Consider the following 15,750-nt stretch of genomic DNA (forward strand, 5'->3'; position numbering starts at 1 on the left):
ATAGATAACCGGCCCACTGGTGCCGACTCGGGCCAGTCTTCCTGTCCATTGGTATGCACACAAAGAGAACAACGCTATGAAACGGATCCTTCTCGGTACTCTTTTCACCGCTGTATCCCTCAACGCCATGGCTCAGGCGCCCGGTGGTCCGGATTGCGGCTGGGGCAACATGCTGTTTGAAGGCCAGCGTGGCACCCCAGCGCACTTCCTGGCATCCACCACCAACGGCACCTCTGGCAACGCAACCTTCGGCATGACCTCCGGCACCAACGGCTGCTCCACCAATGCCTCGCTGACTTATGGCGGTAAATCCTGGTTCGCCATGAACGGCATGATGAACGAGCTCTCCGAAGACATGGCCAAAGGTCAAGGCGAAGCCCTGACCACCTACGCCGTAGTCCTGGGGGTAGCACCTGAAGACCGTGAACACTTTGCAGCGGTCACCCACGAACACTTCCAGCAGATCTTCAGCAAGGCTGACGTGACCGCTGAAGATGTGCACACCAATACCCTGGCCGTGTTGAAGAACGATGCGCGCCTGGCGAAATACGCCACTCCCGCTTAAGCTCGATCCGCCCGTTCCCCTCGGGGAGCGGGTTTTATTCTCTCGACCTTGCCCATCTTGGGTCTTTGTATTTCCGACTTAAGTTGCCCACCATGCTCAAACGCCTTGCCTATCTGGCGCTCTGTGTCTGCGCCCCGCTGTACGCTGCGCCCCCTATCGATCCCCAACGTTTGCAGCAACTGGCCAACGATCCGTTCTGGCTTTCCATCGGTCACTATGAAACCGCCAAGTTAGGCGGCTGGCGCAGCTACGTCAGCGATCCGAAGTTTTTCCTCGCCAGCGATGGCGCCCATCAGCCCGACGCTGAGTTGACCGCAACCCTCGATGCACTCTATGCCCCGACCAGTGCCGGCGAGCGACATGCCCAATGCGTCTACCCGGCGCGTACCCGCTGGCTCAAGGCTCAACTGGGCCTGAACGATTTGCCGCAGGTCGAATGCCGCGAATTCAAGCAGTGGTTCAAGGATGTTTCGCCCCACAGCACGGTGATGATCTTCCCGGCGGCGTACCTGAACAGCCCATCGTCGATGTTCGGTCACACCCTGCTGCGCATCGACCAGGCCGACGTACAAAGCAATCACACCGCACTGCTGAGCTACGCCATTAATTTCGGCGCTTATATCGAAGGCTCCGACAACAGCATCCTGTATGCCTGGAAAGGCTTGATGGGCGGCTATCCGGGCCTGTTCGCCCTGGTGCCCTATCAGGAAAAACTCTCGGAGTACCGCAGCCTGGAAAACCGCGACCTGTGGGAATACCGGCTGAACCTCACGCAAGCTGAAACCGAACGCATGGTGGAGCACGTCTGGGAACTGAAGCAGATCAAGTTCGACTACTTCTTCTTCGACGAAAACTGCTCTTATCGCCTGTTGGAACTGCTGCAAGTCGCCCGGCCCAGCCTGCGTCTGACCGGACAATTCCCCCTGACAGCGATCCCCACCGACACCGTCAAGGCGGTCAAGGACGCAGGCTTGGTGGAACGGATCGACTACCGCCCATCCCGAGAACGCGAGCTGCTCAGTCGCGCCCAACCTCTGGACCCCGAAGAACAGCAATGGGTACTCAAGGTCAGCGCCGACCAGAAACAACTGCAGAACGCACAGTTCAAGGCCCTGGCCGGTGATCGCCAGGCCTTGATCGTTGACGCGGCGTACCGTCTTGAACGTTACCGGGCCAATGGCCTGGAGCGCGACACCGAGCGCTCCCAGCGCAGCTTCGAACTGCTACGGGCGATCAACCAGAACCCCGCGCCGACACTGCAGATCGAACGTCCGGGATTGCCGGAAAACGGCCACCAGTCACGCACCTGGCAACTGGGCGTCGGCACCCGCGACGACAAGGCATTCGCCGAGTATGGCCTGCGCATGGCCTATCACGATCTCAACGACAACGCCGAAGGGTTCCCCCTGGGGGCGCAGATCGAAATCCTGCAGATGAAGCTGCGCCAATACGAAGGCAATCAATGGCAACTGCAACAGCTGGACCTGGCGACCATCCGCTCCCTGACCCCACGTAACGAACTGCTGCAACCCTGGTCCTGGCAGGTCACTGGCGGCCTGGAACGGGTACCGGGCAAGCACGACGATGAAACCCTGGTCAGTCACGTCAACGGCGGGGCCGGTGGCACCTGGCAGTTGGGCGAGGACACCCTGGGCTTTATCCTGGGTACGGTGCGTGTCGAGCATAACGCCGACTTTGCCGGTTTTTTTGCCCCGGCCGCGGGCTTCAACTCCGGGTTGCTATGGAGAAACCCACTGGGCAATTTCAGCCTCGAGGCCAAGGGCGACTACTTCACCAACGGTGAAGTCAGGCGCAGCCTGAGCCTCAACCAACAATGGGAGTTTTCGCGCAACCTGGGCCTGCGGCTTAGCGCACAACGGGAGTTCAGCCAACTGGCCAGTCCCGTCAGCGAAGTCATGCTTGAACTCAAGTGGTATCACTATTAACGGCAGCAGCTAACGGCAGCAGCGAGCTTCAAGCGACAAGGTTTTCACGCGGCACCGACAATCCACCTTCTAGACTTCACTCATGCGAAGCCTGGGAGTCCCTGGATGTGGCGTTATGGTTGGGCAGTGCTGGCGCTGGCACTGATCGGTGGTTGTGAATCGAACCACGAGTACTTGCTCAAGCAAGGCTATCCGCCGGCATTTGCCGATGGTTTCGATGACGGCTGCGTCAGCGGTCGTCAGGCGGCGGGGTCGATCAGCGGGGAATTTCGCAAGAACGTTGCACGCTACCTCAAAGACCCGCAATACGCCGAGGGCTGGAGCGATGGCTTCCGACAATGCCAGGCCATGCTGGAGAACCGGGACCGCAACAACGACCGGAACCGGCATTGGGACGAACGCGAGCGCGCCTGGCAGCAGGAAAAGGATCGCGACGCGGCCCGGGCCTATCGTTCGCAGTAGGTCGTTTTCAGGTAACCGCCCAGGTTAAAAGCCTGCAACCATGGACCCTCCCTCCCTTCAAGGAGAACCACCATGAGCCGCGCTTTCGTCAACGAAGATCAGGCCGCCGCCCAGGCCGAGCAACCCGTGGAGCGTCAGATCAGCGCTCAACCCAATTACGTCACGCCGCTTGGTTTTTCCGAGTTGCAGGCCAAGGTCGCGCAACTGCACAACCAGCACGCGGAGCAAGCCGAGTTGGGCGATGAGGCCGACCCGCAACGGGTGGCGGAGCTGGAACGGGACCTGCGCTACTTCTCTTCGCGACTGCACAGCGCGCAGGTAGTGACGGCCGCCACCTCCCGCGACAAGGTGCAGATCGGCAGCCGGGTGACCTTCGTCGATGAACAGGATCAACAGCACAGCATGCAGTTGGTCGGGGAGGATCAAGCGGATGCGGCCAAGGGCTTGATCAACTGGGCCTCGCCACTGGGTCGTGCCTTGCTGGGAGCACAACCGGGTGACGAAGTCCTGTGGCAGCGGCCGGTGGGCGACCAGATGATCGAAGTCATCCGTATCGAACCGGCCTGAAACCACTCACACCACGCCTTGGGCGAGCATCGCATCGGCAACTTTGACGAAGCCGGCAATATTCGCCCCTTTGACGTAATTGATCCGACCGTTCTCTTCGCCGTAATGCACGCAGGCATGGTGGATCGACTGCATGATGTTGTGCAGCTTGCTGTCCACTTCGCCCGCAGTCCACAACAGGCGCATGGCGTTCTGCGACATCTCCAGCCCGCTCACCGCGACGCCGCCAGCGTTGGAGGCCTTGCCCGGGGCGAAGAGAATACCGGCGTCGATAAAGATATCCACAGCTTCCAGGGTCGTCGGCATGTTGGCGCCTTCGGCGACACAGATGCAGCCATTGCGCAGCAGCGCCTGGGCCCCCTCCACGTCCAGCTCGTTCTGCGTGGCACACGGCAGGGCGATATCGCAGGCCAGGCTCCACGGTGTCTTGCCGGCACGGAACTCCAGGCCAAACTGGCTCGCCAGCTCGCTGATCCGGCCACGCTTGACGTTCTTCAATTCCAGCACCGCCAGCCACTGTTCTTCGCTCAGGCCGGACTCGCAGTACAAGGTGCCTTCGGAGTCAGACAGGGAGATCACCTTGCCCCCCAGGTCCATGACCTTGCGAGCCGCATATTGCGCGACGTTGCCGGAACCGGAAATCGCCACGCGCTTGCCTTCGACCCGGTCGCCGCGACGCTTGAGCATTTCCTCGGCGAAGTACACGCAACCAAACCCGGTAGCTTCAGGGCGGATCAGGCTGCCGCCGTAGCTGATGCCCTTGCCGGTGAACACCGACGTGAACTGGTTGCTCAGACGCTTGTATTGCCCAAACAGGAAACCGATTTCCCGGGCGCCAACACCGATATCGCCTGCTGGCACATCTACATCGGCACCGATATGCCGGTACAGCTCGGTCATGAACGCCTGGCAAAAGCGCATCACCTCAGCGTCACTCTTGCCTTTGGGGTTGAAGTCCGAGCCGCCCTTGCCGCCGCCCATGGGCAAGGAGGTCAGAGAGTTCTTGAAGGTTTGCTCGAAGGCGAGGAATTTCAGCACGCCCATGTTGACCGACGGATGGAAGCGCAGGCCACCTTTGTAGGGACCGATCGCACTGTTCATCTGGATGCGGAAGCCGCGATTGACCCTTACCTTGCCTTGATCGTCGACCCAGGACACCCGAAACACCACAGTGCGCTCAGGCTCGCAGATCCGCTCAAGAACGCCAGAGCTTAAATAGTGCGGGTTGGCTTCGAGAAACGGCCAGAGACTGCGCAGTACTTCTTCCACCGCCTGGTGAAATTCAGGTTGGTCCGGGTCGCGCTTTTTCAGGCGGGCGAGGAATTCTTCGACGGATTCGATCATGGAAAGTCTCGGCAAATTTATTGTCGTTAAGGGGAGATTTGCCCGGGACTTTAACAATTCAACCCGCACCGTGACAGCGCAAAATGTCGCAGATCTGAATTTAAATGGTGCAATAAATATAAGTGACGACGATTTTCAGGGGTTTTGTGCACTGGTTTAGTGGCAAGAATTGCAGAGCTTGCACGTTTTTGGGGAGCCATAGAAAACGCTTCACCGGCCAGTCGACGCGCAGCGCAACGGCCGTTTTTTTGTAGGGACCGGCTTGCCGACGAACAAAAAACGGAGCCCTAACAGACCGTGTGAAAACACACTGACAGGCCTTAGACCAAACGCCCCGACTTGTTCGGCGCGTTTGTTTTTGTGCTGAAAAAGGCTCTTCAGCCCATCAGTTGCATCATTTTCCTGGCTCCCAGGACACTGAGCGCCCGCTTGAGGTTGTACGCGGTCACAGCCAGGGCCATTTCAGCTTTCGTGCCTTCAAGTTGTCGTAGCAAGAACCGCCCGTTCCCAAATAGCCATTGTTTGAGATTGCCAAACGGGGGCTCCACGATGGATCTGCGTCGCTCCATCATCTCTGGATGCAGTTGCATCCGCTGTGCCATACGCTCAAAGGCTTCCTCTTGTGCGTGACGTGAGACATAGCGGCGCTGAGCCGTTGTACATTGGGCTTTCAGCGCACATCCAGCGCAGTCGCTGACTGCCGCCTGGTAGATCCGGTCGCCTTTGTAACGCTGCTTCAGGGTTAGCCATTGACCTGCCGCGCACTGGTATCGATCCTCTTCAGCGTCATAGCTAAAGTCCTGGCGCTCGAATAATGTCTCTCCGCCAGGGTTCGAAGTTCTGTTTGGCGGCACGTACACGGTAATGGAGGCCTCCTCGCACGCCTGGAATTGCTGACCATTTGAGTAGCCCATATCGGCTGTCACGGTCAGCGTGTCCTGCCCCAGTTCGGCCTTGGCAGCTTTAGCTATGGGTTCAAGCTGTTTGCGGTCGTCACCATCTTGCGTCACCTCATGGTGCAAAATCAGACCGTGCCCTGCGTCCACGGCTGTTTGCACGTTATAGGCAACACGCGCCCCCTTTGGCGTGCGCATCATTCGGGCATCGCTTTCGTGCGTGTTGAATTGCTCCAGCCCCATCGACTTCATCAAAGCTTGGCAACTACGGTTGTCTTGCTGCTTGGCCTCAAGCTTCGCCAGTGCCGCCTTGATCGCAGTGCGATCGACCACTTGCTCGCCCTCTGCTTTATCAGCGGCATCCAGGTCAGCCAGGTATTGGGCGATCCGCTTATCCAGCGTCTCCTCCTGACGCTTGAGCTGATTCAAATTCAGGTGGCGTCGCGAGGAAGCGACTGCCTGAAACTTACTGCCGTCGATCGCAACCAGATCACCCGCAATCAAGCCGACGGATCGGCAGAACTGCACAAAAGCTCGGCACGTCGTAACGAAAGCTACTTTGTTGTTCTTGCGAAAGTCGGCGATGGTCTTGAAGTCGGGTTTAAGCCGGTTGATCAACCACATCACTTCGATGTTGCGCTGGCACTCAGCTTCCAGGCGCCGCCACGAGCGAATGCGCTGAAAATAGCCATAGCCATAGCCATAGCCACAGAGATAGAGCTGATCGGCGGGGTCGTAAGCAGGGCGCCCAGTGGCCTTGGGCTGAGCGTTCTCAAAACCGAGCTGGCCCAGATCGAGCTTGGCGACATACAGGTCGATGACCCGTACGAGGTGATCTTCAGGGATCAGCTCCTCCAGCGAGACCGGGAACAAGGCTGGTCTGGCTACGGGACTCTCCTTGTATGTAGGCCATAACGAAAAATGCTCCGTATCTTTCGATACGGAGCATTCTCTATAAAGGGCCGGACAGATTGCTAGGTTTTCACACAGTCTGCCAAGGCTCCGTTTGTTTCAAGCAGCGAGCCGGTCAGGCCAGCTTCTTGTGCCGCACGCGGTGCGGTTGCGCTGCGGCTTCGCCCAGGCGCTTCTTGCGATCGGCTTCGTACTCGGTGTAGTTGCCTTCGAAGAACACGGCTTGGGAGTCGTCCTCGTACGCCAGGATGTGAGTGGCCACCCGGTCCAGGAACCACCGATCGTGAGAGATCACAATGGCGGCGCCCGGGAAGTCCAGCAGGGCTTCTTCCAGGGAACGCAGGGTTTCAACGTCGAGGTCGTTGGACGGTTCGTCGAGCAACAGGACGTTGCCGCCCTCTTTCAGGGTCAGGGCCAGGTGCAGACGACCACGCTCACCACCGGACAGGTCCTTGACGAACTTCTGCTGGTCGCCGCCCTTGAAGTTGAAACGACCGACGTAAGTGCGCGACGGGATCTCGTAGTTGCCGATGCGGATCTGGTCAGAACCATCGGAGATCTGCTGGAACACGGTCTTGCTGCCGTCCAGGTCCTCGCGGCTCTGATCAACGCAGGCCAGTTGCACGGTTTCACCGATCTCGATGCTGCCCGAATCAGGCGTTTCCTTGCCCATCAACATGCGGAACAGCGTCGACTTACCGGCCCCGTTACCACCAATCACGCCAACGATGGCGCCTTTGGGCATGCTGAACGACAGGTTGTCGATCAACACGCGATCGCCGTAGCCCTTGGTGACGTTCTTGAACTCGATGACCTTGTCGCCCAGGCGCGGACCGGCCGGGATGTAGATCTCGTTGGTTTCACTGCGCTTCTGGAATTCCTGGGACTGCATTTCCTCGAAGCGCTGCAGGCGAGCCTTGGATTTCGACTGGCGGGCCTTGGCGCCTTTGCGCACCCACTCCAGCTCTTCCTTCATGGCCTTTTCATGGGCCGACTGCTGCTTGGATTCCTGGGCCAGACGGTCGGACTTGGCTTCCAGCCAACCCGAATAGTTGCCCTCGTAAGGAATGCCCGCGCCGCGGTCGAGTTCGAGAATCCAGCCGGCGACGTTGTCGAGGAAGTAACGGTCGTGCGTGATCGCGACCACAGTGCCCGGGAAGTCGTGCAGGAAATGCTCCAGCCAGGCCACGGAGTCGGCGTCCAAGTGGTTGGTCGGTTCGTCCAGCAGCAGCATGTCGGGGGCGGACAGCAGCAGGCGGCACAGGGCCACGCGACGCTTTTCACCACCCGACAAGTGCTCGACCTTGGCGTCCCAGGCTGGCAGGCGCAGGGCGTCGGCGGCCACTTCCAGCTGACGCTCCAGGTTGTGACCATCACTGGCCTGCAGGATGGCCTCCAGCTTGGCCTGCTCGGCAGCCAGTTTGTCGAAGTCGGCGTCTGGCTCGGCGTAAGCGGCGTAGACTTCGTCCAGGCGCGCCTGGGCATCCTTGATCACGCTGACCGCTTCCTCGACCACTTCACGCACGGTCTTGGCTGGGTCAAGCTGGGGTTCCTGAGGCAGATAGCCGATGTTCAGGTCCGGCATCGGACGGGCTTCGCCTTCGAACTCGGTATCGACGCCAGCCATGATTTTCAGCAGCGTGGACTTGCCCGAACCGTTGAGGCCCAGTACGCCGATCTTGGCGCCGGGAAAAAAAGACAGGGAGATGTTTTTCAGGATTTCCCGCTTCGGCGGAACAACTTTGCCCAGCCGATGCATGGTGAAGACGTATTGAGCCATGGTGAACCTAGCGTCAGTGACTGTGAATAGAACGGGCCAGGCCCGTGCCAGGCCATGCGCTGCGCCGGCATTGACCGTGATCAATACCGGCGGGCGGAAAAAGCCTGATTGTTCGGAGCTGGAACGCTCCCGCGTAACCGGCAAAACTACCTCAATGCACGATCCAGGTCCAGCCAGACGGGACTGGCACTTTGCCACAACTCAAGGCATGCTAGCCGCCCTTCGGGCGTCCGGCTTATAGTGCACGTCGCGCCAGCCCAGCCAAACCCCAGGATCACAGCTTGTCCAATGTCATTTCGCCACAGCACGCGCGCGCTAAAGCCTCCGCGTCGGCCTATCCTTTGCGTGGCACACTCAAAGGCGTACTGGCGACGCTGGTGCTCCTCCTCCTGGCCCTGTTGTTTTGGCAGTTGCTCGATCAACTGCAACAGACCCGCAAGGACCAGCATCAGCACGCCATCGACTACAGTGCCGACCTTGCCGACCACTTGAGCCTGAACCTGGCGCTCAATGCGCAGATCGCCCTCAACCTGCTACCGATCGTCGAGGCCCCGCAAGACAGCCCGCAACAACAGCAACTGCTGCACACACTCCAACGCTCCCTGCCGGATGTGCGCAGTTTTGCCCTGCTGGACGCCCAGGGCCGGATCCTCAACGACAGCGCCTCCGACAGCCAGGATGGACCGTGGCTGGCTGAACTGGTGCAACGCAGTCGCGGGCAAGCGTATTACTACAGCAACACCAACGACGGCTCAGTGATCCATGTACTGCTGCATCAAGCCAGCGGTTCGACTCGTGGTTTCTGGGTTCTGCGCATGACCCCAAACTTCCTCCAGAGACTGGTCAAGCAAAGCGAGGAAGGCTTCAAACCCACCTGGGCCATCGAGAACCGCCTGAGTCACCAGGTGATCAAGCGCGATGAACGCAGCAACCCGACCCCGGGCATGCTGACGCCCGACGAAATAACCAGCAGCGTCCTGCTAGTCCCGCTGAGCAACAGCGACTGGCAACTGCGTGGCCTGCTCGATCAGCGCGCCGTGATCGAAGAGCTGCTACCGGCCTTTATCGGCAAGTGCCTGCTGGGTCTGGCGTTCTCCCTGCTGCCGGTGATCGTTCTGCTGAACATGCGGCGGCGCCAGCGCCAGTTGCACGAAGGCCGTCGCCGTTATCAGGATATTTTCGAAGGCACGGGCGTGGCCCTGTGTGTCTTGGATATCTCCGGGCTTTCGGGATTGCTCAACAAACACCACTTGCACAACAGCGAGCAGCTCAACCGCTGGCAGAGCCGAGATCCGCAGCACCGTCGCCAATTGCTCCAGGAATTGCGCATCACCGAGGTCAACCAAGTTGCCCTGCGACTGCTCAATGTCGACTCCAGCGAGCAAGCTTGGCAACTGCTGATCGAAGGCGGTCCCCAAAACGGCAATGCCATCGGCAGCCAGTTGCTGGAAGCCGTGGTCAACCAGCAAAAACAGCTGGAACTGGAGATCAAGCTCAGCGACGCCCAAGGCAATGACCAGCATCTATGGCTGGTGCTGCGCCTGCCGGAACAGCCCGAGGATTACAGCGCGGTAATCCTCAGCATCAGCGACATCACCAGCCGCAAGCTGATCGAACTGTCGCTGCTGGAGCGCGAGGGGTTCTGGTCGGACGTGGTGCGCACCGTGCCCGATCATCTGTATGTACAGGATGTGATGAGCCAGCGGATGATCTTCAGCAACCACCACCTGGGACAGACCCTCGGCTACAACAAGACCGAGCTGCACCAGATGGGCGAGTACTTCTGGGAAATCCTCCTGCACCCGGAAGACGCCGACCTCTATCACCGCCAACGCCAGGAACAGCGCCACACCGCTTATGCGCAATTGCTGCAGTGCCAGTTGCGTTTTCGCCATCGCAGCGGCCAATGGCGACGCTTCGAGATCCGCGAGCAGGCCCTGGCCCGCGATCGCTACGACCAGGTGACGCGGATCGTCGGCGTGGCCAAGGACATCACCGATCAGATCGAAGCCAGCGAATCGCTGCGCGACAGCGAGCAGCGCTACCGCATGCTCGCTGAAAGCATCAGCGACGTGATTTTCTCCACCGACAGCAAGCTCTCGCTGAACTACGTCAGCCCCTCGGTCCATGCAGTGCTGGGTTATGAAGTGGAGTGGATTTTCCAGAACGGCTGGCAGTCGACCATTGCCAACCCGCAACAGTTGAGCGGCATCTACGCGTTGATGGACCGGGTCAGCAAGGCCCTGGACAAACCCGAACAACTGGCGCAATTGCGCAGCCAGGTGCAGACCCAACTGTTCCTGTTCGACTGTCTGCGCGGCGATGGTCGCAAGATCCCCATCGAATTGCGCCTGGTGCTGGTGTGGGACGAACACGGGACCTTCGAGGGGGTGCTCGGTGTCGGTCGCGACATCAGCCAGCAACGCCGGGCGGAAAAAGACCTGCGCATGGCGGCCACGGTATTCGAGCACTCGACCTCGGCGATCCTGATCACCGACCCGGCCGGCTACATCGTCCAGGCCAACGAAGCCTTCAGCCGAGTCAGCGGCTACGCGGTGTCCCAGGTACTCGACCAACTACCCAACATGCTCACTGTCGACGAGCAGCAGGAAGCCCATCTGCGCTACGTGCTCAAACAGCTGCATCAGCACAGCAGTTGGGAAGGTGAAGTCTGGCTCAAGCGTCGCAATGGCGAGCACTACCCGGCCTGGGTCGGCATCACCGCCGTGCTCGACGATGAAGGCGACCTGGCCAGCTACGTGTGCTTCTTCAGCGACATCAGCGAACGCAAGGCCAGCGAGCAGCGGATTCACCGCCTGGCCTACTATGACGCCCTGACCCACCTGCCCAACCGCACACTGTTCCAGGACCGCCTGCACACTGCGCTGCAATCGGCGGAACGACAAAAGTCCTGGGTGGTGCTGATGTTCCTCGACCTGGACCGCTTCAAGCCGATCAACGACTCCCTGGGCCACGCCGCCGGCGACCGCATGCTCAAGGAGATGGCGACCCGTCTGCTGGCTTGCGTCGACGATGACGACACCGTGGCACGCATGGGCGGCGACGAATTCACCCTGCTCCTGCAACCGCGCGCCAGCCGGGAAATGGCCCTTAACCGAGCCATTAGCGTGGCCGAACAGATCCTCGCCAGCCTGGTCAAGCCCTTCGTCCTGGAAGGCCGGGAGTTCTTCGTCACCGCCAGCATCGGTATCGCCCTGAGCCCTCAGGACGGCAACGAACTGAGCCAGTTGATGAAGAACGCCGACACCGCGATGTACCACGCCAAGGAGCGCGGCAAAAACAACTTCCAGTTCTACCAGGCCGACATGAACGCCAGCGCTCTGGAGCGCCTGGAGCTGGAAAGTGACTTGCGCCACGCCCTGGAGCAGGAAGAGTTCGTGCTTTATTACCAACCGCAGTTCAGCGGCGACGGTAAACGCCTGACCGGTGCCGAGGCGCTGCTGCGCTGGCGGCATCCGCGGCGCGGCCTGGTGCCACCGGGAGATTTCATTCCGGTGCTGGAAGAGCTGGGGCTGGTGGTGGACGTCGGCGACTGGGTGATCAGTGAAGCTTGCCGCCAGCTCAAGACCTGGCACCAGGCCAAAGTACGGGTGCCCAAGGTTTCGGTGAACATTTCCGCGCGGCAGTTCTCCGACGGCCAGTTGGGCATGCGCATCGCCACCATCCTCAAGGACACCGGCCTGCCGCCGGCGTGCCTGGAGCTGGAACTCACCGAAAGTATCCTGATGCGCGAAGTCAGCGAGGCGATGCAGATCCTCGACGGCCTGAAGAACCTGGGTCTGAGCATTGCAGTGGACGACTTCGGCACTGGTTATTCCTCATTGAACTACCTCAAGCAGTTCCCCATCGACGTGCTGAAGATCGACCGCACCTTCGTCGACGGCCTGCCATCGGGCGAGCAGGACGCGCAAATCGCCCGCGCCATCATCGCCATGGCCCACAGCCTGAACCTGGCAGTGATCGCCGAGGGCGTGGAAACCCACGAGCAGTTGGATTTCCTGCGTGAGCACGGCTGCGACGAGGTCCAGGGCTACCTGTTCGGCCGACCGATGCCGGCCAACCGCTTCGAAGCGCAGTTCAGCAACGACGCGCTGTTCATGTTCGACTAACAGCAGTGGCAAGCTGCAAGAGAAAAGCGATCCGCTGCCAGCTTGCGGCTCGGAGCTTGGAGCTTATGACTTGCATTTCGTCACTTGAACACTGCTTCTGTGCGACATGATGTCCTTTCATATGCCATCTAAAACCCATTGGGTTAGAATGCCTCCCTTTTCTGCCCCCGATCCTTGAGGACCGCCATGTTCAGCCGTGATTTGACTATTGCCAAGTACGACGCCGATCTCTTTGCCGCCATGGAGCAAGAAGCTCAGCGCCAGGAAGAGCACATTGAGCTGATCGCTTCGGAAAACTACACCAGCCCAGCGGTGATGGAAGCTCAAGGCTCGGTATTGACCAACAAGTACGCCGAAGGCTACCCGGGCAAGCGTTACTACGGCGGCTGCGAATACGTCGACGTGGTTGAACAGCTGGCCATCGATCGCGCCAAGGAACTGTTCGGCGCCGACTACGCCAACGTCCAGCCACACGCCGGTTCCCAAGCCAACGCTGCGGTCTACCTGGCCCTGCTGCAAGGCGGCGACACCATCCTGGGCATGAGCCTGGCCCACGGTGGTCACCTGACCCACGGCGCTGCCGTTTCCTCCTCCGGCAAGCTGTACAACGCTGTTCAATACGGCATCGACGCCAACGGCCTGATCGACTACGACGAAGTCGAGCGCCTGGCCCTCGAGCACAAGCCAAAAATGATCGTGGCCGGTTTCTCCGCCTACTCGCAGATCCTCGACTTCCCGCGCTTTCGCGAAATCGCGGACAAAGTCGGTGCCTACCTGTTCGTCGACATGGCCCACGTGGCCGGTCTGGTCGCCGCTGGCGTCTACCCGAACCCAGTGCCATTCGCTGACGTGGTGACCACCACCACCCACAAGACCCTGCGCGGTCCACGTGGCGGCCTGATCCTGGCGCGCGCCAACGCCGACATCGAGAAGAAGCTGAACTCCGCGGTATTCCCGGGCGCCCAAGGCGGCCCGCTTGAGCACGTGATCGCGGCCAAGGCCATCTGCTTCAAGGAAGCCCTGCAGCCTGAGTTCAAGGCCTACCAGGAACAAGTGGTGAAGAACGCCCAGGCCATGGCCGAAGTGTTCATCGCGCGCGGTTTCGACGTGGTTTCCGGCGGCACCAAGAACCACCTGTTCCTGCTGTCGCTGATCAAGCAAGACATCTCCGGTAAAGACGCCGACGCCGCTCTGGGCAAAGCGTTCATCACCGTGAACAAGAACTCCGTGCCAAACGACCCACGCTCCCCGTTCGTCACCTCCGGCCTGCGCTTCGGTACTCCGGCCGTGACCACTCGCGGCTTCAAGGAAGCCGAGTGCAAGGAACTGGCCGGCTGGATCTGCGACATCCTGGCGGACCTGAACAACGAAGCGGTGATCGACACCGTGCGTGAGAAGGTCAAGGCCATCTGCAAGAAACTGCCGGTGTACGGCGCTTAATCAGCCGGCAGACCGCAGCACGAAAAAACCCGACCCAGCGTCGGGTTTTTTTGTGCCTGGATAGCCGCTGCGCCAGGCGGTGAAAAGAGGCCCCAGGTCTTGCGAACATGCGATACCCCGGCGGCCGTTCCGGCCGAGCACAGCCTACGGCAGCGGCTTTTGTGGCCAACGGAAACCACTGGTCAGACCGGTAAAGCCAATTTTCGTTTCTCCTCTTGTAAACCCACAAAAACCGGGCGTAGACTGCGCCTGCACTGGACATACCGGTAAGACCACAATAATTAAGTCCTCCATCCGCTGCGCCCCAACGCGCACGGCAGACAGGACACCGACCAGGATTCCTCCCCATGCTCAGATGGTGCTCGCGTTCGATTTTCCTCCAGGTTGTGCTCGGACTGATGCTCGGCATCGTGTGCGGACTCACCCTCCCCGAATACTCCTCACAACTCAAACCGCTGGGCGATGGCTTCATCAAACTGATCAAGATGCTCATCGGCCTGATCGTGTTCTGCGTAGTGGTCAGCGGCATCTCCGGCGCCGGCGACCTGAAGAAGGTCGGACGCATCGGCCTCAAATCAGTGATCTACTTCGAAATACTCACCAGCATCGCCCTGGTGATCGGCCTGGTCCTGGCCTTCAGCACCGGCATCGGCAGCGGCGCCAACATTCACCTGGAGCAACTGTCTAGCGCCGACATGGGCGATATCGCTCAACGCGGCCAGCACCTGCACAGCACCACCCAGTTCCTCATGGACCTGATCCCAGGCTCGGTAATCGGCGCCTTCGCCGAAAACAACATCCTTCAAGTGCTGTTGTTCTCGGTGTTGTTCGGCAGCGCCCTGAACCTGGTGGGCGAAGCGGCCTCGGGCATCTCGCGGCTGATCAATGAACTGAGTCACGTGATCTTCCGCATCATGGGCATGATCGTGCGCCTGGCGCCCATCGGCGTGTTCGGCGCCATCGCCTTCACCACCAGCAAATACGGCCTGGATTCACTGCAGCACCTGGGCAGCCTAGTGGGCCTGTTCTACCTGACCTGCCTGGCCTTCGTCGCGGTGATCCTCGGCCTGGTCATGCGCCTGTCGGGCCTGCGCATGCTGCCCTTCCTCAAGTACCTGCGCGAAGAATTGCTGATCGTGCTCGGCACCGCCTCCTCCGACGCCGTCTTGCCACAGATCATGCGTAAGCTGGAACACTTGGGCATTGGCAGCTCCACCGTGGGCCTGGTGATTCCCACTGGCTACTCGTTCAACCTGGACGGCTTCTCCATCTACCTGACCCTAGCCATCGTCTTCATCGCCAACGCCACCGGCACGCCGTTGTCCATGTCGGACCTGTTAACCATCCTCCTGGTGTCGCTGATCACTTCCAAGGGCGCCCATGGGATTCCCGGTTCAGCCCTGGTGATCCTGGCCGCGACCCTGACCGCGATCCCGGCGATCCCGGTAGTGGGGCTGGTGCTGGTGCTGGCGGTGGACTGGTTCATGGGCATCGGCCGGGCCCTGACCAACCTGATCGGCAACTGCGTGGCCACCGTGGCCATCGCCCGCTGGGAAAAGGACATCGACATACAACGGGCCAACAAGGTCCTGAGCGGTCAACAGGGCTATTCCTTCCAGGCGCGCAAGCCGGCGGCCGCTGCCCACCAGCAGGAATTTTGATCCAACCTTGTGCCTGCCGCCGGCAGGCACAACAATCAGCGCGGCAA

Annotated in this window: 9 protein-coding genes and 1 pseudogene; 7 read left to right on the plus strand and 3 right to left on the minus strand. The window is 60.2% G+C overall.

Features of this window, described 5'->3' with window-relative positions; all coding sequences use genetic code 11:
- The first annotated feature begins 76 nt into the window (after positions 1 to 76).
- The 4 genes from PLD_RS00305 to PLD_RS00320 all read left to right on the plus strand — a co-directional run bounded on the left by PLD_RS00305 (position 77) and on the right by PLD_RS00320 (position 3,540).
- Positions 77 to 565 carry a DUF3015 domain-containing protein gene (locus PLD_RS00305; RefSeq protein ID WP_159888825.1) on the plus strand — a complete coding sequence of 163 codons (489 nt, stop codon included), beginning with the start codon at positions 77 to 79 and terminating at the stop codon, positions 563 to 565.
- Positions 566 to 657: 92 nt separating this feature from the next.
- A complete protein-coding gene (locus PLD_RS00310) occupies positions 658 to 2,511 on the plus strand; it encodes a DUF4105 domain-containing protein (protein WP_159888826.1) in 1,854 nt (617 codons plus the stop codon).
- Positions 2,512 to 2,616: 105 nt separating this feature from the next.
- Positions 2,617 to 2,973, plus strand: a complete 357-nt coding sequence (locus PLD_RS00315) for a hypothetical protein (RefSeq protein ID WP_159888827.1) — start codon at positions 2,617 to 2,619, stop codon at positions 2,971 to 2,973.
- A gap of 72 nt (positions 2,974 to 3,045) precedes the next feature.
- On the plus strand, positions 3,046 to 3,540 hold the full coding sequence (locus tag PLD_RS00320) for a GreA/GreB family elongation factor (protein WP_159888828.1): 495 nt from the start codon (positions 3,046 to 3,048) through the stop codon (positions 3,538 to 3,540).
- Positions 3,541 to 3,546: 6 nt separating this feature from the next.
- Here the strand turns inward: PLD_RS00320 and gdhA are convergent, their stop codons facing one another.
- The 3 genes and pseudogenes from gdhA to ettA form a co-directional block, all read right to left on the minus strand.
- A complete protein-coding gene (gene gdhA, locus PLD_RS00325) occupies positions 3,547 to 4,884 on the minus strand; it encodes an NADP-specific glutamate dehydrogenase (protein WP_159888829.1) in 1,338 nt (445 codons plus the stop codon).
- A 377-nt stretch (positions 4,885 to 5,261) separates the two neighbouring features.
- A pseudogene (locus PLD_RS00330) lies at positions 5,262 to 6,693 on the minus strand (IS1182 family transposase).
- A gap of 114 nt (positions 6,694 to 6,807) precedes the next feature.
- Positions 6,808 to 8,472 (minus strand): energy-dependent translational throttle protein EttA, encoded by a 1,665-nt coding sequence (gene ettA / locus PLD_RS00335; RefSeq protein ID WP_011063569.1) that lies wholly within the window; start codon positions 8,470 to 8,472, stop codon positions 6,808 to 6,810.
- A 281-nt stretch (positions 8,473 to 8,753) separates the two neighbouring features.
- Between ettA and PLD_RS00340 the strand changes: the two genes are divergently transcribed.
- The 3 genes from PLD_RS00340 to PLD_RS00350 all read left to right on the plus strand — a co-directional run bounded on the left by PLD_RS00340 (position 8,754) and on the right by PLD_RS00350 (position 15,703).
- Entirely contained in the window at positions 8,754 to 12,602 is a 3,849-nt protein-coding gene (locus PLD_RS00340; RefSeq protein ID WP_159888830.1) for an EAL domain-containing protein, read from the plus strand.
- A 186-nt stretch (positions 12,603 to 12,788) separates the two neighbouring features.
- Positions 12,789 to 14,042 carry a serine hydroxymethyltransferase gene (glyA, locus tag PLD_RS00345; RefSeq protein ID WP_159888831.1) on the plus strand — a complete coding sequence of 418 codons (1,254 nt, stop codon included), beginning with the start codon at positions 12,789 to 12,791 and terminating at the stop codon, positions 14,040 to 14,042.
- Between the two features lie 347 nt (positions 14,043 to 14,389).
- Positions 14,390 to 15,703 (plus strand): C4-dicarboxylate transporter DctA, encoded by a 1,314-nt coding sequence (locus PLD_RS00350; protein ID WP_159888833.1) that lies wholly within the window; start codon positions 14,390 to 14,392, stop codon positions 15,701 to 15,703.
- The last annotated feature ends 47 nt before the right edge of the window (positions 15,704 to 15,750 follow it).

The sequence above is a fragment of the Pseudomonas sp. LD120 genome (assembly GCF_009861525.1).
GTDB lineage: Bacteria > Pseudomonadota > Gammaproteobacteria > Pseudomonadales > Pseudomonadaceae > Aquipseudomonas.